General features: G+C 42.8%; 25 protein-coding genes. 3 read left to right on the top strand and 22 right to left on the bottom strand.

Features of this window, described 5'->3' with window-relative positions:
- Nucleotides 1–562 precede the first annotated feature (562 nt).
- Together OO774_RS06425 and OO774_RS06415 are read right to left on the bottom strand one after the other, a co-directional pair.
- Nucleotides 563–1036: a GNAT family N-acetyltransferase gene (locus OO774_RS06425; protein ID WP_264905642.1), complete on the bottom strand. Its 474-nt coding sequence runs from the start codon at nt 1034–1036 to the stop codon at nt 563–565.
- 243 nt (nt 1037–1279) lie between these two features.
- The gene (locus OO774_RS06415) at nt 1280–1495 is read right to left on the bottom strand and encodes a hypothetical protein (RefSeq protein ID WP_228841545.1); all 216 of its coding nucleotides are present in this window, start codon (nt 1493–1495) and stop codon (nt 1280–1282) included.
- 307 nt (nt 1496–1802) lie between these two features.
- On the opposite strand from OO774_RS06415, the gene OO774_RS06410 reads away from it, so the two are divergent.
- The gene (locus OO774_RS06410; protein ID WP_263837029.1) at nt 1803–3002 is read left to right on the top strand and encodes an IS4 family transposase; all 1200 of its coding nucleotides are present in this window, start codon (nt 1803–1805) and stop codon (nt 3000–3002) included.
- A gap of 759 nt (nt 3003–3761) precedes the next feature.
- Here the strand turns inward: OO774_RS06410 and OO774_RS06395 are convergent.
- The 7 genes from OO774_RS06395 to OO774_RS06355 form a co-directional block, all read right to left on the bottom strand.
- Nucleotides 3762–4115 carry a hypothetical protein gene (locus tag OO774_RS06395; protein ID WP_264905636.1) on the bottom strand — a complete coding sequence of 118 codons (354 nt, stop codon included), beginning with the start codon at nt 4113–4115 and terminating at the stop codon, nt 3762–3764.
- A 70-nt stretch (nt 4116–4185) separates the two neighbouring features.
- Nucleotides 4186–4590, bottom strand: a complete 405-nt coding sequence (locus OO774_RS06390) for a DUF1801 domain-containing protein (RefSeq protein ID WP_264905634.1) — start codon at nt 4588–4590, stop codon at nt 4186–4188.
- A 737-nt stretch (nt 4591–5327) separates the two neighbouring features.
- Nucleotides 5328–5855, bottom strand: a complete 528-nt coding sequence (locus OO774_RS06385; protein ID WP_264905632.1) for a GNAT family protein — start codon at nt 5853–5855, stop codon at nt 5328–5330.
- A 709-nt stretch (nt 5856–6564) separates the two neighbouring features.
- Complete coding sequence (locus tag OO774_RS06375) at nt 6565–6810, bottom strand: hypothetical protein (RefSeq protein WP_264905630.1); 246 nt, start codon at nt 6808–6810, stop codon at nt 6565–6567.
- 213 nt (nt 6811–7023) lie between these two features.
- Nucleotides 7024–7845, bottom strand: coding sequence for an NAD-dependent epimerase/dehydratase family protein (locus OO774_RS06365; protein WP_264905628.1), 822 nt, complete (start codon nt 7843–7845; stop codon nt 7024–7026).
- 142 nt (nt 7846–7987) lie between these two features.
- Entirely contained in the window at nt 7988–8992 is a 1005-nt protein-coding gene (locus tag OO774_RS06360) for a DUF2806 domain-containing protein (protein WP_039033178.1), read from the bottom strand.
- Between the two features lie 136 nt (nt 8993–9128).
- Entirely contained in the window at nt 9129–9755 is a 627-nt protein-coding gene (locus OO774_RS06355; protein WP_264905627.1) for a hypothetical protein, read from the bottom strand.
- Between the two features lie 149 nt (nt 9756–9904).
- On the opposite strand from OO774_RS06355, the gene OO774_RS06350 reads away from it, so the two are divergent.
- On the top strand, nt 9905–11104 hold the full coding sequence (locus OO774_RS06350) for an IS4 family transposase (protein WP_263837029.1): 1200 nt from the start codon (nt 9905–9907) through the stop codon (nt 11102–11104).
- Nucleotides 11105–11231: 127 nt separating this feature from the next.
- Here the strand turns inward: OO774_RS06350 and OO774_RS06345 are convergent, their stop codons facing one another.
- The 10 genes from OO774_RS06345 to OO774_RS06280 form a co-directional block, all read right to left on the bottom strand.
- Nucleotides 11232–12011 carry a hypothetical protein gene (locus OO774_RS06345; protein ID WP_264905625.1) on the bottom strand — a complete coding sequence of 260 codons (780 nt, stop codon included), beginning with the start codon at nt 12009–12011 and terminating at the stop codon, nt 11232–11234.
- 617 nt (nt 12012–12628) lie between these two features.
- Entirely contained in the window at nt 12629–13054 is a 426-nt protein-coding gene (locus tag OO774_RS06340; RefSeq protein WP_264906077.1) for a GNAT family N-acetyltransferase, read from the bottom strand.
- A gap of 1241 nt (nt 13055–14295) precedes the next feature.
- Nucleotides 14296–14610 (bottom strand): DNA-binding transcriptional regulator, encoded by a 315-nt coding sequence (locus OO774_RS06335; RefSeq protein WP_089202944.1) that lies wholly within the window; start codon nt 14608–14610, stop codon nt 14296–14298.
- A complete protein-coding gene (locus OO774_RS06330; RefSeq protein WP_264905622.1) occupies nt 14597–14929 on the bottom strand; it encodes a type II toxin-antitoxin system RelE/ParE family toxin in 333 nt (110 codons plus the stop codon). The genes OO774_RS06335 and OO774_RS06330 overlap by 14 nt, the downstream gene beginning before the upstream one ends.
- A 209-nt stretch (nt 14930–15138) precedes the next feature.
- Nucleotides 15139–15516: a hypothetical protein gene (locus OO774_RS06320; RefSeq protein ID WP_264905620.1), complete on the bottom strand. Its 378-nt coding sequence runs from the start codon at nt 15514–15516 to the stop codon at nt 15139–15141.
- 144 nt (nt 15517–15660) lie between these two features.
- Nucleotides 15661–15903, bottom strand: a complete 243-nt coding sequence (locus tag OO774_RS06315) for a BrnA antitoxin family protein (RefSeq protein WP_264905618.1) — start codon at nt 15901–15903, stop codon at nt 15661–15663.
- Complete coding sequence (locus OO774_RS06310; protein ID WP_264905616.1) at nt 15890–16156, bottom strand: BrnT family toxin; 267 nt, start codon at nt 16154–16156, stop codon at nt 15890–15892. Before OO774_RS06310 ends, OO774_RS06315 begins: the two co-directional genes overlap by 14 nt.
- A 187-nt stretch (nt 16157–16343) precedes the next feature.
- A complete protein-coding gene (locus OO774_RS06305) occupies nt 16344–17252 on the bottom strand; it encodes a hypothetical protein (RefSeq protein WP_264905614.1) in 909 nt (302 codons plus the stop codon).
- A gap of 706 nt (nt 17253–17958) precedes the next feature.
- Nucleotides 17959–18546 (bottom strand): hypothetical protein, encoded by a 588-nt coding sequence (locus OO774_RS06290; protein WP_162048022.1) that lies wholly within the window; start codon nt 18544–18546, stop codon nt 17959–17961.
- Between the two features lie 141 nt (nt 18547–18687).
- Nucleotides 18688–19380: a hypothetical protein gene (locus OO774_RS06280; protein ID WP_264905608.1), complete on the bottom strand. Its 693-nt coding sequence runs from the start codon at nt 19378–19380 to the stop codon at nt 18688–18690.
- A 238-nt stretch (nt 19381–19618) separates the two neighbouring features.
- Between OO774_RS06280 and OO774_RS06275 the strand changes: the two genes are divergently transcribed.
- Entirely contained in the window at nt 19619–20581 is a 963-nt protein-coding gene (locus tag OO774_RS06275) for an integron integrase (protein WP_264905606.1), read from the top strand.
- A gap of 142 nt (nt 20582–20723) precedes the next feature.
- Here the strand turns inward: OO774_RS06275 and OO774_RS06270 are convergent, their stop codons facing one another.
- Genes OO774_RS06270 through OO774_RS06260 form a run of 3 tightly spaced genes read right to left on the bottom strand, consistent with a single transcriptional unit; the run spans nt 20724 to nt 24505 of the window.
- The gene (locus OO774_RS06270; RefSeq protein ID WP_264905604.1) at nt 20724–23600 is read right to left on the bottom strand and encodes a host specificity factor TipJ family phage tail protein; all 2877 of its coding nucleotides are present in this window, start codon (nt 23598–23600) and stop codon (nt 20724–20726) included.
- Nucleotides 23575–23997, bottom strand: a complete 423-nt coding sequence (locus OO774_RS06265; RefSeq protein WP_264905602.1) for an NlpC/P60 family protein — start codon at nt 23995–23997, stop codon at nt 23575–23577. Before OO774_RS06265 ends, OO774_RS06270 begins: the two co-directional genes overlap by 26 nt.
- A 19-nt stretch (nt 23998–24016) precedes the next feature.
- The gene (locus tag OO774_RS06260; RefSeq protein ID WP_264905600.1) at nt 24017–24505 is read right to left on the bottom strand and encodes a DUF1833 domain-containing protein; all 489 of its coding nucleotides are present in this window, start codon (nt 24503–24505) and stop codon (nt 24017–24019) included.
- Nucleotides 24506–24557: the final 52 nt, after the last annotated feature.

The following is a 24557-nucleotide window of genomic DNA, read 5'->3' as shown; positions in this document are numbered from 1 at the left end:
CGGCTGATTTAATTGGCAAAGAACTGCTTTGTTGAGCCCATTTCAAGAAGTAAATCACACGCTCAAACCCCTTGGCCGCCAGAGGCACGAAACACCAAGCGAGTAAATCCAGTTCCCTGCCCAATGAGGCAACCCGATAAACGTTCAACAAACGCCCTTTCTTTCCAACCAAAGCGCAGAACAATGGCAAATTGCCGAGGCAACTACCAAGCCGACATGCTACTGGGCAAATGCGCTCGAAGCGACTTAGAGCCAGTGGAACTTGAAGCCAACCGCCACGACCTGATAATGAAGCAACCCGCGAGCATTGTATATTTTACGGGTTGAGAAATTCACCAATTTGGGCCGACAATGCGGATTTGCTGAGGCAACTCGGACGAACTGCCAAAGGGGCAAAGAACATAGATCGAAGAAGCTTTAAGCCACTGAAATACAAGTAAACATAACGCCGCGTTAAGTAGTGAGCAACGCCGCCACCGAACTTAACCATACCACCTTAAACACAAAACCCAACGTTAGAATGAAAAATGCCATGCGTTGGGAATCTGCCTTAAACGCTTTGTTATGCGACTTTTCTACGCATTATGTGTTGTGGACCTGCTGGACCATTGAGATAGAGTTTGCCTGTATCTTCAAACCCTGCCTTTTCGTAACAAACCTTAGCACCAGTATTTTTACAATTTACCGTCAAATAGATGTAATCACGCATAGCGTAGTTTGATGCTACATATGTTGCTAATCGTTTCATACACTCAGTCCCCAAACCTTTCCCTTGCATGCGAGTATCTAAAGCAAGAGTTCTAAAGCCAAGAGCATTACTTGAACAAAAGTCGAAGTATTCTGAATAATTTAGGTCAAGTTTAAAAAAGCCGATTACGTCACCTTTGTATCTAACAACCACCTTATCAATATGTGGAGTTGAGTCAGACAAAAATGCTTGCGGAGTGGAAGCAAATTTCACATGATTTTCAGATAGTTGAATATCTAGAATCGATGTTTCATGAGCTTTAGTCAGTTTCTCAAATGTAATCATCATACTTCCTTGTACGCTTGTCGCATAACGCCCTGCTAAGGGGTGAGCAACGCAATACTGTAGCCGCCGCATACCGCCTTAATCACTAAATTCAACGCATAGTGAAAATGCCACGCGTTGCGAATCCCTCTTGAGCAGTTTGTTAGTTTGCAGACCCAAAGCGTTGATTTTACGTTATTTTAAACTTTGCAAACAATAAACTTTATGTGCTTTGATGCACTTACGTCAGGCGTGGTCTCAAAGCGGCTACTCAATGAAACCACGTGGAACAAACAACGCCGCAGAAAACGAACTCACAACACCAAAAAGCGCTTTTGGAAAACCAATCTCACAATGCGGACTTTCAACAAAGTCACTGAAACCACGTGGAACCCACCACACCAGAGAAAACGTCATTTCAGCGAGTAAATCGGCTTTTGTACCAACAAACTCAACGAGCAGAGTTTCAGCAAAAAAGTTCAACTCAGTTAACCCAAAAGTCGCCGCACCAAAGAACAAATCAACCGTTGAAACGATGCCAATTTTGGATTTTCACCACGCTAGTTAACACTGAAATTGAACGCCGATACGAAAATTTCGACTTTGAGCTTTTACCACTAGATCTTGCGATATAGCTGCGTTTTTCCTCTTGCAAACTAACGCCGCATTCTTACGAATCCCCTCATAATTTCTATATAAAACAATGAGTAGACGCGCATCGCTCATTCTGATCTAATGAATTTCGCCAAAAACACACCTGATTAAATGGATTTAATAGGGAACCCTAACGATGCGCGACATTCAAATTCTACAGCAAACTCTCGAGAATCAATGCCCTGACATTCACAAAAAACGACTGAGATCTCTGATGCTTGCAACCAAAACTGTACTCGACGGCTCTGATCTCACATTGACCAAAATTGGGCGCGCACTCGACACCGATACCACCGTAAAGCATGCGATTAAACGTATCGACCGATTGCTCGGTAATCGCAACCTACACCGTGAAAAAGACGCCATTTATAGGTGGCATGCGTCCTTTATTACCCGTGCCAACCCTTTTCCTGTGGTGCTCGTTGATTGGTCAGATGTTCGTGAGCAGCTACGTTATATGACATTGCGCGCTTCAGTCGCCGTTAAAGGTCGAGCCGTCACGCTTTATGAGCAGGCGTTTGAATACAAAAACTACAACTCTCCAAAGAGCCATCAATACTTTCTCGATAAGCTTCAAACGCTCCTGCCCGAAGGCTGCACTCCTATCATTGTCTCGGATGCTGGATTTAGAAATACATGGTTTCGGCAAGTCGCCAATAAAGGTTGGTTCTGGTTGGGACGCGTACGTGGCGAAGTCTCGATCAAATGTGGTGATGCACCTTGGCAATGGAACAAGACCTTCTATCCTCAGGCAACTGACACGCCGCAGTTTTTAGGGGAAAGCCAATTAGCACGGCGTTCGCCGCTCACATGCTTTGCCTACTTATACAAGAGTCAACCTAAAGGCAGAAAACCCCATCGACACAGCCGAACCTGCCAAAAGCATTCAGCAGGAAAAGTATTCCACAAAGGTGCAAAAGAGCCTTGGCTTCTAGTAACAAACATCCCCAATCAGGTATTGAATGGCGTTAAAATCACTCGCTTATACGCCAAAAGAATGCAGATTGAAGAGTCGTTTCGAGATCTAAAAAGCCCCGCTTACGGATTGGCACTGCGCCACAATCGAACTCGCTGTACGAATCGTATCGATATCCTGCTGCTCATGGCGCTAATGGCAGAAATCATCATGTGGTGGAATGGCTTAATCGCCATGCAAGCTCAATGGCATTATGACTTCCAAGCCAACACCATCAAACATCGCCGAGTACTATCCATCCCTAGACTGGGTAAAGAGGTACGTTGTCATCGGAGATACCAAATAAAAGGATCCCAATATCATTGGGCTATGTTGGAATATCAACGTCTCACACACACTTGTGGCTTAGGTGAATTATGAGGGGATCCGCCAGCGCCCTGTTAAGGTGTGAGCAACGCAATACCGATGCCGCCGCATACCACCTTAACCACAAAACCTAACGCATAGTGAAAATGCCACGCGTTGCGAATCACTCTTAAACAGTTTGTTAGTTTGCAAACCCAAAGCGTTGATTTTACGTCATTTTAAACTTTGCAAACAATAAACTTTATGTGTTTTGATGCACCTAAGTCAGGCGTAGTCTCAAAGCGGCTACTCAATGAAACCACTTGGAACAAACAACGCCGCAGAAAACGAACTCACAACACCAAAAAGCGCTTTAGGAAAGCTAATCTCACAATGCGGACTTTCAACAAAGTCACTGAAACCACGTGGAACTTGCCACACCAAAGAAAGCGTCACTTCAGCGAGTAGATAGGCTTTTATACCAACAAACTCAACGAGCAGAGTTTCAGAAAAAAGTTCAACTCAATTAACCCAAAAGTCGCCGCACCAAAGAACAAGTCAACCGTTGAAACGATGCCAAGTTTGGGTTTTCACCACGTTAGTTAACACTGAAATTGGACACCGATATGACAATTTCGACTTTGAGCTTTTACCACTAAATCTTGCGATATAGCTGCGTTTTTCCTCTTGCAAACTAACGCCCTGTTAAGGTGTGAGCAACGCAATACCGAAGTTCCCGCATACCACCTTAAACACTAAAACCAACGCATAGCAAAAATGCCACGCGTTGCGAATCACTCTTAAACAGTTTGTTATGTGAATTTATCTTTCAAACTATTTAATAGACGAAAACAACAGTTCTGCTTTTTTTTGATTATTCAAGTATGCACCAGAATTAGGGTCGTTTATGAGTAGAAGCATACTATTTAGGAGCTCTTTCAATGTGATAAGTTCTCCATCAGACAACTTATCTAAATCAGATACAGCTAACGAATCTATAATTGGATTCACTTCATTAGATTTGATCTCTCCTTTTGAGAGCAAAGTTTTAATTTGGCTTAGGTTCATATTTACCTCTGTAATCTGGTTGAAAACAAAAACTAATCTGTAGTGTGCTGAATTCACATAACGCCGCGTTAAGGGGTGAGCAACGCCACCACCAAACCTAAGCCATTGTGCCGTAGCCACTAAAGCTAAATCAAACTGAAAATGCCAAGCGTTGAGAATCCCTCTTAAACGCTTTGTTATGTGAATTTTTTCACGCGCCCAAAAGAGGCAAATTTTTACGCTGTTGATAGGTTAAAGCTAACTCTAAACAGGACTTGATTGTTGTTTCTGGTAACGCTTTCGATAAGGACAGAACTATTGCTCTGTTTCCCTGAAACACCAGTTCTTCACCATACAATTCTCGAAATGTATCGACTAACTTAGTTTGGCAATTAAAGAACAGGTAATAATTGTTAGGAGATTTCAGCTTCCAGTCCATTCTTAACGGGCTGCCTGTTTTTACACTATAGCTAGGTTCACCCCACTTTAGAGTTTCATCGACTTCACCCAGCTCCAAATCAGATGCGATTTGAAAGACTAGATTTCGTAGTTCCTCTAGCCTAATACGAGCATTTTCCGGATATTTATCGAAGCGTTCTTTGACTACCTTGTTCACTGGAACCTCCTATTCACATAACGCCCAATTAAGGGGTGAGCAACGCAACCACCCAACCTAAAGCATTGTACCGTAACCACTAAATTGGAAGTAGAACCAAAAATGCCAAGCGTTGGGAATCCCTCTTAAATTGTTTGTTATGTTTTACCACAAGCGTCTGATTTAATTGGCAAAGAACTGCTTTGTTGAGCGCGTTTCAAGAAGTAAATCACAAGCTCGTTGTCACTTGGCCGCCAGAGGCACGAAACACCAAGCGAGTAAATCCACTTTCCTTCCCAATGAGGCAACCCGATAAACGTACAACAAACGCCCTCTCTTTCCAACTAAAGCGTAGAACAATGGCAAATTGCCGAGGCAACTGCCAAGCCGAAATGCTGCTTGGCAAAAAACCTAAAAGCGACTTTGAGCCAGTGAAATTTGTAACCAGCCGCCACGACCTGCAAATGAAGCAACCCGCGAACATTGACATGTTTTACGGGTTGAGAAATTCACGAATTTGGGCCGACAATGCGGATTTGCTGAGACAACTCGAACGAACTGCCAGAGGGACAAAGAACACAGATCGAAGAAATTTTAAGCCATTGAAATACAAGTAAACATAACGCCGCATTAAGGTGTGAGCAACGCTACCACAAAACTTAAACATACCACCGTAAACACAAAACCCAACGATAGAATGAAAAATGCCAAGCGTTGGGAATCACTCTTAAATGCTTTGTTAGGTTTTGTCTTTAAAATTAACGACTTAACCCATACACTGCATGATCAACCACACGACCATTTAAATTTTCAGCACGAGTAATAACGCCCTCTAATTTGAACCCTAGTCGTTCACAAACACTACGGCTTGCTTGATTATTTACCGCTGCTGATATTTGAACTTTCTGCATATTCAATTCAGTGAAAGCATAATCGATAAGCTTTGTCAGTGATTTGCTTACGATACCTTTGCCTTGTAAGTCACGACGTAACCAATAACCAATTTCGACTTTTTGTAAGTCATGGTTGATCGTATTGAAACTGATATTTCCTGCCACTTCATCTTGATAGATCATCGCACAAACTAATGATTTACCGTCTGCATAGTCATGTAATGATTTTTTGATAAAGTTCAAGAAAAAGTCTTCATTTTCCGCATGAGGAGGCCAAGCTAACCATTCACTCAAATAGTCTCGCTGATTTGAGACAATTTCGAGATATTTTGACGCGAATTTAGGCTCAACAAGAGCGAGTTCTAGTCCCTTTTCTACTTCCACTGTAAACATGATTTTCCTCTTAGAAACCTAACGCCTTGTTAAGGGGTGAGCCAACGCAATACCGATGCCGCCGCATGCCACCTTAATCACTAAAATAAACGCATTGTAAAAATGCCACGCGTTGCGAATCCCTCTTGAACAATTTGTTATGAGAAATTTTTACGCGATAGTTTTTCTTTGTATTTTTTGTACTCTCTACTTTTGATACACCAGTCGCAACCAGCATAAAACACAGCTCCAAATAACGTCATTAAATAAACTCGATACGATACGATTGGAGATAAATCTAGATAAAAATCGTTTCGAATAAATGCACTACCAAAAATGAATGGAATACAAAATCCTAAACCATATACTAAAAAGTGCCTGGAAAAGCCTTTCTTTCGATTCTTTAACCACTCAACTCGCCTTTTTCGTTTCATCGGTCTGTCACTATCCCTAAATTACTCATAACGCCCTGTTAAGGGGTGAGCAACGCAATACCGAAACCGCAGCAAACCACCTTAATCACCAAAACCAACGCATAGTGAAAATGCTACGCGTTGCGAATCCCTCTTGAACAGTTTGTTAGTTTGCAAACCCAAAGCTTTGATTTTACGTTGTTTTAAACTTTGCAAACAATAAACTTTATGTGTTTTGATGCAATAAAGTCAGGCGTAGTCTAAAAGCGGCTACTCAATGAAACCACGTGGAACAAACAACGCCGCAGAAAACGAACTTACAACACCAAAAAGCGCTTTTGGAAAACCAATCTCACAATGCGGACTTTCAACAAAGTCACTGAAACCACGTGAACTTTCCACACCAGAGAAAACGCCATTTCAGCGAGTAAATCGGCTTTTGTACCAACAAACTCAACGAGCAGAGTTTCAGCAAAAAAGTTCGACTCAGTGAATCCACAAGTCGCCGCACCAAAGAACGAATCAACCGTTGAAACGATGCCAAATTTGGATTTATACCACACTAATTAACACTGAAATTGAACGCCGATACAACAATTTAGACTTTGAGCTTTTACCACTAGATCTTGCGATATAGCTGCGTTTTTCCCCTTGCAAACTAACGCCCAATTAAGGTGTGAAGCACGCTACTACGACACTTAGCTTGAACACCGTAAACACTAAACTTAACCCAAACCAAAAATGCCAAGCGTGCTGAATCACTCTTAAATTGCTTGTTATGTGTAATTTTCTATGTACTTCCTTAATGACTCAGTCGATTCAAACAAGGGACTTATTGGAAGGTTAAGATTTAGCTTTTCAATTTCAACTGCCGAAGAGCCATGGCATTTCTCAAAGTCACTCCAACTGCACTCGTGAACCTGCTTTATGACTTGAAAGTCGAGTAGCAATTGAGAGAATGCTTCGGGGCTATACCCCTTAGTCTCAGCAATAAAGTGTTGTGTAGCCGAACGTTTACCTTGAACCAGTGCCAAATAAAATCGAGCGATGTCATTAACATGAATATATTGGTTGTAACCTTGAGATGGTATCGCTACTTGGAGAGTTTGGTCAGATAAGGAATCTACAATCCGCTTTAGCTGACAGTTTTCACCACCATAAACCAAACTAGGACAGTAAACGACATGCCACTTCTCTTTGATAGCACAACCTATTGTAACTGTGTCCGGTTTCACCGCCTCTAGAGGCTTAAGCCTAAATTCTTTCAGGTCATTGTGAGAAGCCTTGCCAAATAGCCAAACGCCCGATGTGTGGATTTTTGTCGCACCGACAGCCGCTAGGCTATCCAGCTGCGTTAGCAGCTTGGACTCTATATCAGCTATTTCCTCCGGCGAAAATTCTGACCAATGTGGGCGAGCACAATTTATAACGATATCAAAGTAACCAGAGAAATCTGATTGCACATTGGTAAGCTTCCGAGCAAGAGGTAAGACACCGCTAGACCTGCTGTAAGTTGAAACTTCAAAGCCACTTTCGACAAACATCTTAGTCACGTGGCTACCAATATACCCATTTGATCCTGATATAAGTACTTTCATTCTTTCCCTGAACTCTCGATTACACATAACGCCCGCTTAAGTGGTGAGCAACGCAATACAGCGCTTCCGCATGCCACCTTAATCACTAAAATAACCGCATAGTAAAAATGCCAAGCGTTGCGAATCCGTCTTGAAGCGTTTGTTAAGCAACAATTTCCTCTGCATTATAAAATCTACCAGAATCTTTCGTTTGTTGAAGCCAATCTGCAACTTTTACCTTAAAGCCTTGTTTGGCAAATAGAGTACCAGCAGCTTTCAAATAGTCTTTATTGGCGCCAAATTGAGCCAGACTTAGCACTTCTTTACCTATTGTGGTAACTAAGTAAACTGGCTTACTAGCGACTTTTTGAGCGTTCTCGTGCTCCAAAATTAGACAATGATTATATGAAATTAAACCTTTAATAAAACGGGTCTGTTGTGAACTTTTCCATTTGGTTTGTAGCCCGACAGCCTCTACTCCTGATAATATCCCCAGCTCTTGTAAATACATCAAGATACCAAAGTTAATTCCTGCCTTTTCAAGAATTTCATCATGCTCTCGAAAAATAACACCTTCGACAACAAATTGTGCAGCTATTGCAATAACCTCAGCGTCAGCCTTTGACAGAGTTTTTAAGAAATCTAATGTTCTGTATGAATATGACCCTGGACTTTTAATCTCGCCAGCTAGAATTTTGCCCCAAAGCTGCTGCAAGTCCTCGGAGGACACACGACCAGCATATTCTTGCCAATTGAACAACCAGTCATCTTCAATCTTAGATTCATTTACGGGGGTGGCGTCATCAGCCAATAAATCCTCTGCGATCAGTATTGATTTCGCAACATTTGCTTCTTTACGAATATTTTCACTGACACTTTTTCCAAAAGAGTTTCTCACGGCATATTCAACCCCAAGAGTCGGCTCAATTCTTCCCTGCCTATTCTCAAGAAAATTTTCTAACTGAGGACTCTCAAATTGAATATTACCGTTTCTAATATCTTCCGCTAGCCTTTCTGCTTCAGCAATTTTTAGAATTTCTTGTCGCTTAAGATCTAATCGGCTTTCACCGACTCGTCGCTCTTGCCACGGTTGAAGAATACTACCAATACCCTTGTCAACAAGAGAATCCCACATCTTAATTATTAAATTTTCACCTGGAATATTCATATTTACCCTTTGTTGCTTAACGCCCAATTAAGGGGTGAGCAACGCTACCACCAAACTTAAAGCATTGTGCCATAAACACTGAAATTGAAATAGAAGCAAAAATGCCAAGCGTTGGGAATCCCTCTTAAATTGCTTGTTATGTATGTTGTGCAAAGTGTGGAAAGTCATTTAGCCACTGAAAATAATTATCAAAGTTAAGATCAAATGGTGCACTAGCTACTTTCAGATGATAACCAAACCCAACAAGCATTGGCGCATATTTTAAATCTGACTTCGAATTGGAACTAGAAACATAGATAGCCTTCTCCCAGTCTAACTCTGTATCGTTGTTTTCTCGTGCATTCAGTGAGGATAGAATCGTTAAATCAACTACTTGACCTGAATTTAGCGTTAGCCATGCGTGAGCATTTGCTGGAGATTGTGGGATGTACCCTTGTTTGATCTCTTGAAATAAACTGCTTACAGAAGTTGAATAGTAATTCTTACCACAATATTTAACATTCCCAATGGTCAAGTAGTGTGGAATGCTGAGGTCATTTAAGACATATGATGCTTCTCTGACTGCTTTAAAGCAACTCCCAACCAATGCTCTGGTGCTTGGTATAAAATCCTGAAAATCTCTAATTATTGAATTTACGATTAACTCAGAATCATAATCAGGTTGTTCTTTGTCGATTGCCATGACATTTGGCTGAAACTCAGAACCAAATAGTTCTTTTGACCTCAATTTCGACTGTTCATAAAGAGAACTATATTCTTCCATTTTTACTCCAAATACATAACGCCCTGTTCTTACGAATCCCCTCATAATTTCTATATAAAACAATGAGTAGACGCGCATCGCTCATTCTGATCTAATGAATTTCGCCAAAAACACACCTGATTAAATGGATTTAATAGGGAACCCTAACGATGCGCGACATTCAAATTCTACAGCAAACTCTCGAGAATCAATGCCCTGACATTCACAAAAAACGACTGAGATCTCTGATGCTTGCAACCAAAACTGTACTCGACGGCTCTGATCTCACATTGACCAAAATTGGGCGCGCACTCGACACCGATACCACCGTAAAGCATGCGATTAAACGTATCGACCGATTGCTCGGTAATCGCAACCTACACCGTGAAAAAGACGCCATTTATAGGTGGCATGCGTCCTTTATTACCCGTGCCAACCCTTTTCCTGTGGTGCTCGTTGATTGGTCAGATGTTCGTGAGCAGCTACGTTATATGACATTGCGCGCTTCAGTCGCCGTTAAAGGTCGAGCCGTCACGCTTTATGAGCAGGCGTTTGAATACAAAAACTACAACTCTCCAAAGAGCCATCAATACTTTCTCGATAAGCTTCAAACGCTCCTGCCCGAAGGCTGCACTCCTATCATTGTCTCGGATGCTGGATTTAGAAATACATGGTTTCGGCAAGTCGCCAATAAAGGTTGGTTCTGGTTGGGACGCGTACGTGGCGAAGTCTCGATCAAATGTGGTGATGCACCTTGGCAATGGAACAAGACCTTCTATCCTCAGGCAACTGACACGCCGCAGTTTTTAGGGGAAAGCCAATTAGCACGGCGTTCGCCGCTCACATGCTTTGCCTACTTATACAAGAGTCAACCTAAAGGCAGAAAACCCCATCGACACAGCCGAACCTGCCAAAAGCATTCAGCAGGAAAAGTATTCCACAAAGGTGCAAAAGAGCCTTGGCTTCTAGTAACAAACATCCCCAATCAGGTATTGAATGGCGTTAAAATCACTCGCTTATACGCCAAAAGAATGCAGATTGAAGAGTCGTTTCGAGATCTAAAAAGCCCCGCTTACGGATTGGCACTGCGCCACAATCGAACTCGCTGTACGAATCGTATCGATATCCTGCTGCTCATGGCGCTAATGGCAGAAATCATCATGTGGTGGAATGGCTTAATCGCCATGCAAGCTCAATGGCATTATGACTTCCAAGCCAACACCATCAAACATCGCCGAGTACTATCCATCCCTAGACTGGGTAAAGAGGTACGTTGTCATCGGAGATACCAAATAAAAGGATCCCAATATCATTGGGCTATGTTGGAATATCAACGTCTCACACACACTTGTGGCTTAGGTGAATTATGAGGGGATCCGCCAGCGCCCTGTTAAGGTGTGAGCAACGCAATACCGACGCCACCGCATACCACCTTAATCACTTAAACCAACGCATAGTAAAAATGCCACGCGTTGCGAATCACTCTTAAACAGTTTGTTATGCCGTTTGATTGTCATTGATGGCTCGTTGCAGTGCTCCTGTAAACTCTTTGATATCGCTAATTGCTTGGGTAAAATCTTGGGCACCTACACTAATCGTACTGCCATCAACATTTCTGCCATTTCGATGAACAATATCGTGTCTTAACTTTGTAATTTTAACTACTTTAGATATATCAATTTCAAGTTTAACACCTAAGACTTGCTCATACATTTCTACGACATTTGGGATATTGTGGTATAGGACGTCACTGACATATCTTAAAACTAGGGATTTAACGTCTAAATCTGTTTCAACTACATCAGTTAGTTTAACGCTTTTAAGCACTTTGAATTTGCGTAAGGCATTTTTTAAAAACTGTTCATCTTGAGAAATGAGAGCTCGTAAGGTGTCACCTAAGTATGACTCAAGCAGTGTAACCGCATATGCATATGACATTTTTACAGCAATGTTTGTATGGAGTATAAAAGCCATTTTTTGAGGGTTATTGACGTTACTATCAAACATGATTCTCAAAGCATCAAGTTCGCGAACAAATATGTTGTGAATGTTTGATGACCCATTATCTTTCAACCATCGCAACTCCGCCTGCCATTCAGCTTCTTCACGTAAATGTTCTTGGTAATTCGAATACTCTTCTGCTAACTCCTGATATTCCTCTGAGTCTTCATCAAGCGAGTCATCGCTCAATCTTTCTCTGATCCACTCATCAGCGTGTAGCTCTTGCATCTCGAATAAGTAATCTTTTGTCGAACTCAATTCACTTACCTCTATCACAATATCTCTAACGGCATAACGCCGCATTAAGGGGTGAACAACGCCACCACCCAACCTAAGCTATTGTGCCGTAAACGCTAAAGTTGATTCAAACCAAAACTGCCAAGCGTTGTGAATCCCTCTTGAATGCTTTGTTAGTTGCCAAACTTAAAGCTTTGATATGAAGTGGATTGCCGCTTTGCCAACACTAGCTTTACGTGTTTTAAGAAACTCAAATCAGGCGTAGTTTCAAAGTGCCTGTCACTGAAACCACTTGGAATTTACAACGCCGTAGAAAACGGTCTAACAACACCAAAAAGCTCCTTTGGACAAACAATGTTACAGAGCTGACTCTCAACCAGTAATCCGGTTTTTAAAACAGTAAATCCAAAACGCGACAAAATGAACTACGAGTTTTTCAAACCCAAAGAACTAAAATTGAAATACGTCAACCTAACCAAAAACACACGGGCATTAACCCTGAACATTCTGTTTTGGCTGCGTTTACCTCGTTGGCAACTAACGCCGCGTTAAGTAGTGAGCAACATAAACACTTAACCTAAACCATTGTGCCGTAGCCACTAAATTCAAAGCAAACCGAAAATGCTAAGCGTTGCGAATCTGCCTTAAACGCTTTGTTATATTCGTAGCCATTTGTACATGACGTAGCTATCAACGAGCCCCAATTGAGTATGTTTATATGCCTTGGGGATCGTCCCTACAATACTGAATCCAAGCTTTTCCCACAGTTTAACTGCCACTACATTCGTGGACACAACACTGTTAAATTGCATTGCTTCAAAGCCAAGCTCAATTGCTTTCTGTTGCGAGTGTTCACACAAGCGGCGAGCAATACCTTTACCTCTCGCTTCACTTGATACCATATAACCACAATTACAGATATGACTGCTTGGCCCCATTGCATTCGGCTTAATGTAATAAGTACCAAGAACTTCATTATTTTCAACGAATACATAGGCTTTTAGTGGCGTCTGACACCATAAAGAAAACGCCTGTTCTTGCGTCATATCAGGGTCGAACGCATAGGTTTCTTGAGCCTGAATAACCTCAGCAAAGGTTGGCCAAAACGACTAAAAATCTGACTTTGTGATTTCCCTAATCATGAAATTCCTCTCGAGAATATAACGCCGCGTTAAGGGGTGCCGGCACGCAACACCAAAGCTACCGCACAGTGCCTTTAACACTGAACCCACTGCAAACCAAAAATGCCACGCGTGCCAAATCCCTCTTAAACGCTTTGTTAGTACGCTGCCCTTAAAGCCTTTGGCACACGCCAAGATATTGAAATATAGCACGAACACTGAAGCTTAAAACGCGGAAGCTAAAGGGACAACTGCCAAACTAGAACTCACTCTCAAAACGCAAGTTGGCGAGAAGAAAAACTTGCTTAATTGCCCTATTTCACCATTTTCCAATTAGCAAAGAAGACGGGCTTCAGAACTAAACAACCTCACCAAAGAAATTCGTTTTTTGACGAAAATCTCTCAACTCCAAAGAAGCCACACCAGAGAAATAGCCCGAAAGTTAGAAACCGTAAACGGTGAAATCAACGCGAACACAACTCATATAGTGCCACCGGAAAGAACGTGAAAGGCACATTACTTCAGGTGTAAAGCAAGGAAAAGAAACCGATAACCCCCGAAAATTTACCGTTGATGCCAATCCAGTACTAACGCCGCGTTAAGGGGCAGCAACGCGCTACCACCAAACTTCAATTTACCACCGTAAACACAAATGCCAACATTTGAACCAAATTCGCCACGCGTTGACTGTCCCTCTTGAACGCCTTGTTAACTTATTACTTTCAATACTTTAGCCTGTTTACTAAGTAATTCTACAACTGAAAAGTGAAACTTTCCTTGGAACCACGCCGAACTTTGAACTGGCTTGAGTTTAGGCCATTAATGCCGTCCTGAGAGTCTCACGGAAATTCACCCACCGATGCTTGGATTGGAATTGCTATTTTCGCCGCTCACCATTGCCAATAGCACCAACTAAAAACCCTGAACCCTGAACCCTGAACCCTGAACCCTGAACCCTGAACCCTGAACCCTGAAGAACTTTGACAACTTTTGACGCTTTCGCAAGCAACTTACACAAGCACGTTGATTGATGTAAAAATCAGATTTCAAACCAGCTTTAAAACGCTGATTTATATGCAGTAAGTTAACGCCCAATTAAGGTGTGAGCCACGCGACCACAACACTTAATTTGGACGCCATAAACACTGGACTGAACCCAAACCAAAAATGCCAAGCGTGGGGAATCACTCTTAAATTGTTTGTTATAGCTCTGCGATGTGCGACAGAGTTTCTGGGTGACGCTGTACCAATTTTAGAAGAGTAACAGCTTGCCCATTTGGTGCGCTACGCCCCTGCTCCCAGTTTTCTAATGTACGTGATGATGTATGTAGCAAACGTGCAAATACACCACGAGACATATTAAATTGCTCACGAATACTAACAATTTCATCAGGCGAGATGTTTAACTCGCTGATGTCATTAATTTGGTGCGTTTTCAGAGTTACTTTACCCTCTGAATGCTCCTTAGCTTCAACAAGTGCTGAACTTAGTTCTGCAAATAGGTCACGATTGCTCATTGCGCCACGCCTCCATAAAAGTCTTTAACTGTTTCTTTTGATCTGCGGTTAAGTCTGACATTTCATTTTTGCCGTAAATGGTCAGCAAATAGAAACGACGCTTTTCATCGAGGAAGTAATAGATAACACGTGAACCACCACGCTTGCCCTTACCTTTGCTTGCAACTCGAATCTTCCGCAAACCACCTGTACCTTGAATTACGTCACCTTGCTTCGGGTTCGACATAAGTTCAGCTTGGAACAGTCGAAACTCCTCGTCACTGAGGTATTCATTTCGGTACTTTTCAAATATGGTTGATTCAACAAATACACTTTTCATAAGCAAAGTGTACGCAAGTAACGTATGGAAAGCAAACTATACGTGAATAACGTAGCAATTTAATTTGGGAGTGAGAAGCTGACCAGAGCTATAACGCCGCGTTAAGTAGTGAGCAACGCCACCACCCTACCTAAAGAATTGTTCCGTAAACACTAAATTCAAAGCAAACCGAAAATGCCAAGCGTTGCGAATCTGTCTTAAACGCTTTGTTAGGTTAAAATATCTTCAATTTTCTTATCTATTTCTAAAAGGTGTTTGTTTGTAGCAGAACTCATTGAAAATATGAAAGTTTTCCTCTGTTCATCCGTTTTACCTTTGATCGACATAAAATCCCAAAATACTTTCTTAACTTCTTCAGAACCATGTGTCGTGATCAGGCTAGTTATATGACTCGGATAGCTGTTATCTACAACTGCTTTAGGTAGAGCTTCATTAACAGCTATATAAACTTTCTCCAATTTCTCATACTTTCGACGCAAGTGGTCTATCCGTTTCTCTTTTTTCCATCTTGAGTTACTTAGAACCAGAGTTAATACTGGTACGATGCTAGCGATACCTGCACCTAATAAAATGTTAACTATTTCCATCAAGTTTCTCTTTAACCTAACGCCGCATTAAGGTGTGAGCAACGCTACCACGGTACTACATCATTGTGCCATAAACACGAAACCCAACGATGGAATGAAAAATGCCATGCGTTGGGAATCACTCTTAAATGCTTTGTTAGCCGTTTAGTTTGAAGCTTGGTGATGGGCTACATTTTCAAGCCTTTCAGCTAGCCAAATCTTAATGATCGACTGTCGTGTAACGCCTACTCGGCTAGCTTCACGGTCTAGTGACTCTAACATCCATGCTGGAAAATCAACGTTTACCCGCTTCTGTTTTTGCATAGGACGCTTAACTTTAGATAAGTCTAGATCACCTAAAATGTCATCGTCACTTTCAAACTTGGCATCAAACTCATGCGCTTTCATATAAGTTCACCTCCGCTTTTCGTGAACGCCTGACCGAAATGATCCTAATATTTAACCCACGATATGTAATAACGCCAGACCAGTGCTTGCCATTTAACATACCGATGACTAAATACCTAGGTTCATCACTCGTATTTGCAGGGATCTCGATAAGATCAGAATCGTTCCACAAACCTTGAGCTGTATAGAAATCAATTCCATGTTTTTCAAAGTTTGACCTGCTTTTATTTTCATCAAATTCAAATTTCAACATGAGTAAAACCTATACCCTTTTTACTCATTTTGCAACTTTAACGTTGGCTAATGGTTGTGGGGACGGCTAACGCCCAATTAAGGGGTGAACAACGCCTCCACCCAAACCTAAAGCATTGTGCCATAAACACTAAATTTGAAGTAGAAGCAAAAATGCCGAGCGTTGCGAATCCCTCTTAAATTGCTTGTTATGTTTGATTACCACTTGGTTTACCTTGCCCAAGCTTTATTGAGCTTTTACCAAGTTGTATATTTGAGCCACTTACATTTTTCAAAACGACTTCGAACGGGTGATTGGCACGAGTTTCCCGCTCAGCACGACTAACCATAAGCATTTTAAGAAACTCAATGTCATGCTCAGTGAGATCTTTACCTTTCTTATAATTAGAGAAGAAATCGACTAATTCGCTTTGTTTTTTTAGGTCTTCTTGAATAGCTATCAACATAGCGCTTCTTTGGTGAGATGTTCGGATAATAAATATTAGAAAAGAGCTCAACGTAATGTAAGTAATACCAACCAGTATTTTATTAGTATCTGATACATCATTACCATAAACGAAATTAGCACCCAACATTACCAACGTAAACAAAATGAACAGGTTAGTAAGCCTAGACTTCATAGATGCTGAGTTGTGTTGCTCCGACATTAACGTTTTATGCAAATGGTTTGAAGAAAGCTCTTGTTTTTGAAGCCGCATTCTAAAGCTTTCAGAAAGCTCATTGTTTGACCATAAACTTTCTCGAACTTTTGCATCGACCTTCTCATTACAATAGTTTTCTAGGTCAGCCTGAATAATTTTTTTAGTCAGCCCCTTATCCAACAACTCACGAATAACCTCCTTTTCCATTTTTGGAGTTACCACATCAGAGTCTTTATGCTTAGACTTATCAATTGGGTCAATGATAAACAATAGAGAAACAATACCTCTGGCTAAACTAGAAACTTGCAGAATTGCATCTCTAGTTCTGGAATTTCTCAACAGTAAGCCAAATATAGCTAGGTAAGCTAAGACTCCCAATATCCCCGCCAAGATTTGGAAAAAATTATCAGGTATTTTGTTTATAACCTCATTCATTATCGTCACTAAGCTTTCCAATTATTACTCCTTTTCCATAAAATCACGATCAAACATAACGCCCAATTAAGGGGTGAGTAACGCAACACCGATGCCACCGCAAGCCACCTTAATCACTAAAATTAACGCATAGTAAAAATGCCACGCGTTACGAATCCCTCTTGAATTGTTTGTTAGTACGCTGCCCCTAAATCCTTTGGCACACTCCAAGATATTGAAATATAGCATGAAACCTTTGGCTTAAAACGCTGAAGCCAAACAGACAACTACCAAACTTGAACTCAATCTCAAAACGCAAGTTGGATAGAAGAAAAACTTGCTTTACTGCCCTATTTTCTCCGTGTTCAAATTAGCAAAGAAGACGAGCTTTAGAACTAAACAACCGCGCCAAAGAAACTCGTTTTTTGACGAAAATCCCTCAACACCAAAGAAGCCGCACCAGAGAAATAACCCGAAAGTTAGAAACCGTAAACGGTGAAATCAACGCGAACACCACTCATATAGTGCCACCGGAAAGAACGTGAAAGGCACATTTGACCAGGTGTAAAGTTAGGAAAAAAAACGATAAACTCCGAAAATTTTACCGTTGATGCCAATCCAGTACTAACGCCTTGTTAAGGTGTGAGGCACGCAATACTGAAGCCACCGCATACCACCTTAACCACTAAACCCAACGCATAGTAAAAATGCCACGCGTGCCGAATCACTCTTGAACAATTTGTTAGAATTATCTTTCACCGTTATATGACACTTCAGACTTGTCGATCCCAATGTCTTTGCGCATTGCGTTGGTCAAATTAAGAGCCTTAGACCTAATAACTTCCCAACTAACAGACTTACCGTCAAATACAACAGCTAATAACTGATCTATGAATACATCATTGGCATCCATCACTTCTTGCGGCGCTATCATTGCTAGATACCCATAAATCTTTAGGCGCTCTGTTTCGAATTGCTCTGCTTCTTGTGCTGTTAGTTGCTGCTTATTTCTAAGAACAATCATTTCTACTTTTGCCAGCATTGTAGCCACCAAGTCAATCGTAGCTCGATAGATCAACAACTTATCATTGTGCTCTCTGAGTTGGGTTTGCTTATAAATTTCGATCTCACTGTTGAGTTTGGCTAAATTTTGCTGGCTCTCTTGATGTAACTCAGTTCTTAGTTTCTCCAGCTCTCGATCATGTTCGGCTTTTTCTTTTACCATTAACCGGTTTGCCCAAATTTTTCCTAAGTAATTTGACAACCCAAGAATAATGGCACCACTTCCGCCAAGAGCAGCAATGATAGTTGCCCCAATTTTTAGATATTCGTCCATAGTTACCCGATAATTTCTAACGCCCTGTTAAGGTGTGAGCAACGCAATACCGGTGCTGCTGCATACCACCTTAAACACTAAAACCAACGCATAGTAAAAATGCCACGCGTTGCGAATCACTCTTAAACAGTTTGTTAAGTTTCATTGCATCTGATCTTTGAGTGTTCCATTCTCGTGGAGTTCATGACAGGCATCTAGTGCTGAATTAATTACAGCTTCATACTTTTCTTGAATTGAATCCAACAAAGAAATACAAATAATAAGAGTTGATTCAATATGACTTTTTAGTGTTTCGCATGACCTCGGGTAACCCCCAAAGGTTACTTCAAGTGTTTTATGATTGGGAGCACCATAAGCGCCAAACGTGCCGCTGTAATTTGGATGTGCATACTCACATAGCATTTCGTAATGTCTGCGGAATTTTCCTTCCAAAACTTTATCTACTGAGTCGATACATTTAAACACATTAATTTTTTCTGGGAACTCTTCATCATTTGACCACCCAACAATTAAGCGCCTCATTATTTCACTAAAATGATTAAGGTCTTTTGTTTTTGTCAGATGCTCTAACTTTGAATTTATAAACCATGCGACAGCTAAGGTTTCTTGCGCGGCTCTAGCCGAAACGACTGAGCCTACAAGTAAATTTTTTTCGTAGAGTAGATAAGCAGATTCAGTGAGTTCAATGAATCTGTATAGAACGGATTCTCGATAGTAATCAGCATCAAATGTTGGTTTATATGCAATATTTTTAGATATTGGATTAACTGAAGTTCGCAGGTGCTTTTTCCAAACAGAAAGCCCAAGCATTGCTTCTTCTATATTGTTATACACGTAACCTCCATTAGAAACTTAACGCTTTCTATATGGCTTTTTGCAGCCTTTCAGACTAAACAACGCCTTATTTCTGTTAAGAATATTCATGCATAATAGCACTTATCTTTATGAAAAATATAGAGATGAGGTATGAATATGAGCGCGTAAACACGCAATTAGTCGGCGAAAAGCACGTTAATTAGCTGTAGGGTGCTAAATTACCAATCCTGTATAAGTAAACAGTACTAATGCCATTATGAAATCCCTATTTTTTCTTAGTGTAAAAGAATATATGCTACTACGTCATTATTCGAATAAAACGATCGAAAGCTATCTATTTTGGATTAAGCGCTATATTGTTTTTCATCAGCTCGTACATCCATCTAAATTATCAGAAGAGCACGTAACTGAGTTTCTTAGTCACATTGCCGTCAAAGATAAAGTTGCTGTAAAAACCCAAGCTTTAGCTCTTAGTGCCATTGTATTTCTATACCGAGATTTCTTCCAGACACCTCTTTCACTAGATATGCGATTTCAAAAATCACTTACGGAGAGAAAACTACCAGTCGTATTAACACGAGATGAGATCCGTCGGTTTGTTCAACATATCGACCCAAAATACAAGCTTCATACGCTTCTGCTCTATGGTTCCGGGCTTCGACTGATGGAGTGCTTAAGATTAAGAATTCAGGACATTGATTATGATTATGGTGCAATCCGTGTCTGGCAAGGTAAAGGCGGAAAGAACCGTACGGTGACATTAGCAAAAGAGCTACATTCTCCCCTAAAAGCACAAGTGGATCTCGCTAGAAGTTATTATCAAAAAGATTGTCACATGCCTGGCTACGCAGGTGTATATATTTCTGAGGGTCTACAACGTAAATACCCAAACGCGCATTTGGACTTTAACTGGCATTTTCTTTTTCCATCCGCAAAGCTAAGTATTGATCGGGAAACGGGAGAGTTACGCAGACACCATATCAATGAAAGTGCAATTCAAAGAGCCGTTAAGCGTTCAGCTCAAGATGCTGATATTGACAAATCAGTAACATGCCATACGCTAAGACATAGCTTTGCCACTCATCTACTCGAATCAGGTGCCGATATTAGAACAGTTCAGGAGCAGTTAGGGCACTCAGATGTAAAAACCACGCAAATCTATACTGCAGTTCATCATGTCAACCACAAAAGTGCACCGCAATTGGTGAAATCAAAATAAATTGCTTTAAATCAAGAACTTAAATAGAATAGAATCACATCTAATTACTCACCTTCAATTCTTAAATGATCACAGAAACCCTTAAATCTTCAAAATTGCATGCTTAATTTGCCCCACTAATGCCCCAAATTTGCCCCATTTGTTACTCCCACCATGTAACCCCTTCTGCGGGCGGGAGGTTATTATCGTCTTTAAACATATCCGATACGTAATTGGTGGCTTTAACACTGCAGGTCGTGGTGTCATTTTTGACGCTGGGCGTTATCGAAGTGATCACGGCGGGTTCGGAATAGCGGGTCGCATCCCCAAACAACCAAAGCGGCGGCTCAATCTGTCCGGTTAGGTTGGGGATAAAGTCCAGCAGGCCATCAAGCATCACCACCCTGTCACTCACTTTTGTCGCGACAAACGGGCCATTGCCTGTGCCGTCATGACGTCGAACGGTCATGTAGTGAGATTCCCCCACCGTCCATTCTAAGTCCCGATCCACTGTGATTTTTGTAACAAACTCATCGTTGCCCTTGGGAACCACCTGCCAGTCGACCATTTCACCGAACTGGCCAAAGTTTGGCAGATCATCACACAGCTCGGCATAGTCCAAATAGGTGCTATTGAGCGCGTCCATTTCCGTACTGAACGAGTAATTGATTTTTTCACCCTGAGTACGGCGCAGCATGCGCATGCCAATGCGCCAGGCGCGCGTTCTTGACGTCACGCCTTTGGTTAGCTCCAGCTCTCCCCATTTGGTGATCGCGTTCTTATCGCCAAGCCAACATTTAACGCTGCTCGTTGTCCAGTCTGTCGGGTCCATGTAATACACCGTTAACCCCTCGTTCTGGTCGGGATCATACAATGTGGTGGTGATGGTTAACCCGTCCCCTTTCATGATGTCCGGTGTGTAGACATGACCTGCGTCGGTTTTCTCAAATAGCCTCTTGGGCAGGATCTTGCCAATATCAAAACAAAACTCGGCCATGCCTGCCTGCAAAGCGGTTTTCAGTGCAGAGTAAACGGTCCCGTCATCGACAAAGCCGCCGTCGAAATATTCCTCGTTTGGCGACCACACGTTTTCGTGCATCCACAGCAGTTCATCAATATCGATGTCATCATCCGATCCGCCAGACTGATGCACGATATAGCGCACTGCAGGGGCAATGTCTCGGGTGGCGTAAAGCTCTTCGGTCCAACCGCCCGCCCCATCGGGTACCGGCAGTTTTCGGGTTTGCAATACCTTGAACTTGTTGGTGGCCGATGAGGAAAGGTTGGAATCAGAACGAATCGAGATGGCCAGCGTGGTGCTGGTCTCGTAGCTGCTTGCCGTGGGCAGCTTGCTCTTTAAACGCATCCACTGAAGTTTATCCAGGTACTTTGAGTCATCATACGATTTGGTTTTCCTGACCAACATTACCTCGGGGCGTATCGCGCTTGGTAGCGTGATCGAGTGCGTTTGACCAACCTGGTCAAAACTCTTTTCTGTATAGGTGACTGGGAACACTTGCCAGTCATCGAGCTCCCCGATATCGGCATCACGGACCCAGATCTCCCAGTCCACCGTGTGGTTTTGCAACCGGCCTTTGCTGTCGTATCGCCCCCACCCAGAACTGCGCAGCATATCGATTTCAATATAATCGGTGGTATAACCTTCAGGGCACCCCACATAAGGACCCAGCTGATAATCGGGCAACGTGTCACTGGTTACATCCAATGAGATCCCGCTGGTATACGTTCCGCCAGCAAAGCCGGCCCAACCTTCATCCCCGACGCGGATCACCGTCATCTGATAATTAGCGTCGGTAGAAACGACCTGGTAAAGACCATCATCTGTGCTGGTTGTCGTGATCTTAACCGTTACACTTGGCGCTGGCGTTAGGTCAGTAACGTCATTACCTTCCAGGTCTTTAAAAGTCAGCTCCGTGTCTGACAGAGGCACCGCCAAATAGGTGGAATCATTCGAACCTGCGCCAGATAGCTGAACTTCCTGATTGACGCTAAGGACGCTAAACCCTTTACCGATAATCTTATCCGGCAGGGGTTCACCGGTCGTGCCATCGTTACCGCTATCGACAATCTCGACAATGTCATCAATCAGCACTGACGTGGATGAAATGCCCGTAATGGTAAATGTGGTGCCATCGTCCCATTTCAGATTTTTATTTTTCCAGTAGTAGGTGGTCTCTCGGTCGCCGTCGCCGTAATAACTGGTACGAGAAAAGCGATCCTGAACCAGTACGGTGTTTTCACTCAGAATGACGGACTTATCATCTTCAACACTCACGTTTACCGAGGTGCTAGGGCCGATAAAGTCCAGACCGCTGGCGCTGTCCGTCCCGCCGACCTCTTCAGCGGTGTAGATGTTCTTATGGGCCTCATGCGTGGTGACATCCTCACCAGGGCCAAACAATTGCCAGTTCGCATCATCACTCAGGCGGCTGATGGGCGTGCCAGCAATGGTCAATCCGGTTGAGGATATCTGGTAATGCCCTTCGCCCACATGCAGCATCAGAGCGAGAACCTGCTCATTGTTCTCGTTGTAATACTTATACGGACTGCAAAGGTAACTCGGCACGGACTGATGACGGCCAAACCACTCCGGTCGGACACCCATTAGTTCTGCCTTATTCACCTGGACGTTAATGTCATAGATGTTTTTTCCGGTGGGTACCGTGCTGGAGTTAGAGCCCATCTGGTTCATGTTGTTCATGGTGTAAACGGAATACGCCGCGGTAAGCGCCGCGACGGCGATAAACGCCCATGAGACCGGATCAATTCCTTTAGGTGGGATAACAACGTCAATGGCGTCACTGTCCATCAACACCCTGTCGCCCCAGTCTTTCGGGTTAAATTCCTGACCATTAATCGTAGCCACAAAGCGAGGCGTTTTTAACTTATGCCCCGTCGGCCCTTTATCCCAACCAGGGACATGACGATCAAGATAGGCTTTGAATGTGGGTTCATGGATAGGGTTTTCTTCTCGAACGGTCACATCGGCCGCGTCAGGATAAACAATCAATTTGGCCATCTTGGTCTTTCCATTGGTAATACTTGGTCACCGGCGCGAGCATTTCAAACATGCTGCGCCGGTGGATAGTGGTTTTATTGCTGTCGTCAAAGGCGTGAATAATGCGGCGATCGGGCAGAACCAAACCGATATGGACCCAACGGCGGCCTTTGTATTGCGCCGCCAGGGCCAATGGCTGAAACTCGCACTCTTCGACGTGGTCATGCACCGCCCACGCTGCGCGCTGGGTACTCATGGATTCTTTGTGGCTGATCGCGGGAAACTCAGGCATTAAAACACCTGTGAGTTGGTGATAGAGCCAACGCACGGAACCATAGCAATCCCAACCATCCAGATCGCGACCACCTGGCACATAAGAGACGCGCAGCGCCGTGCTGATAATTTCCTCTGCGTTCATAGAGAACCTTTTTCAATTATTACGAGATGGTCGCCAAACCAGGGGCGTACTCGACGGTAAATCGGGGGCGGGGCCAGGCGCTGTTGCTGAGATAGCCGATACCAGCGGAAACCGAGCAATTGGTGCGTGTGGTCGCCGCTTTGGTGGCTTTGAATTTTATCGGTTTGGAAGCGGGCGCCGTCAGATCCGAGGCCATATACTCGCGCAAGGTAATAAACACATCCGCGCCGGATTGGCGCGCCGACTCTATCAGCTGGCGCGCTTCACCGGTGACGTTATCGAGACCGAACTGCAATTCCATTTCGGCACCCGTGGCCGACTTAGGCAGACTCACTGACAACCCATACGCCTCGAAAGTCACCAAAGTGGCATCTTCCAGGGCGGCAGTAACATCCTCAAACGCCGCCACCAGATAACGAGTTTCAAAAGCGGTTGAGGATAATTGCAGGGTGATCAGCTTGTCATCAGGTCCAGCACTGGCGTGGTATTGCTTTAGGGCTTGAGACATAGGAAAGATCTCGTTTTAAGAATGGACTAAATCATGAGTGCCATGGCGATTC

The organism is Vibrio sp. STUT-A11 (assembly GCF_026000435.1).
GTDB lineage: Bacteria > Pseudomonadota > Gammaproteobacteria > Enterobacterales > Vibrionaceae > Vibrio.
Note: the sequence above shows the minus strand (reverse complement) of the source record. Positions and strands in the feature narration are given on the sequence as shown.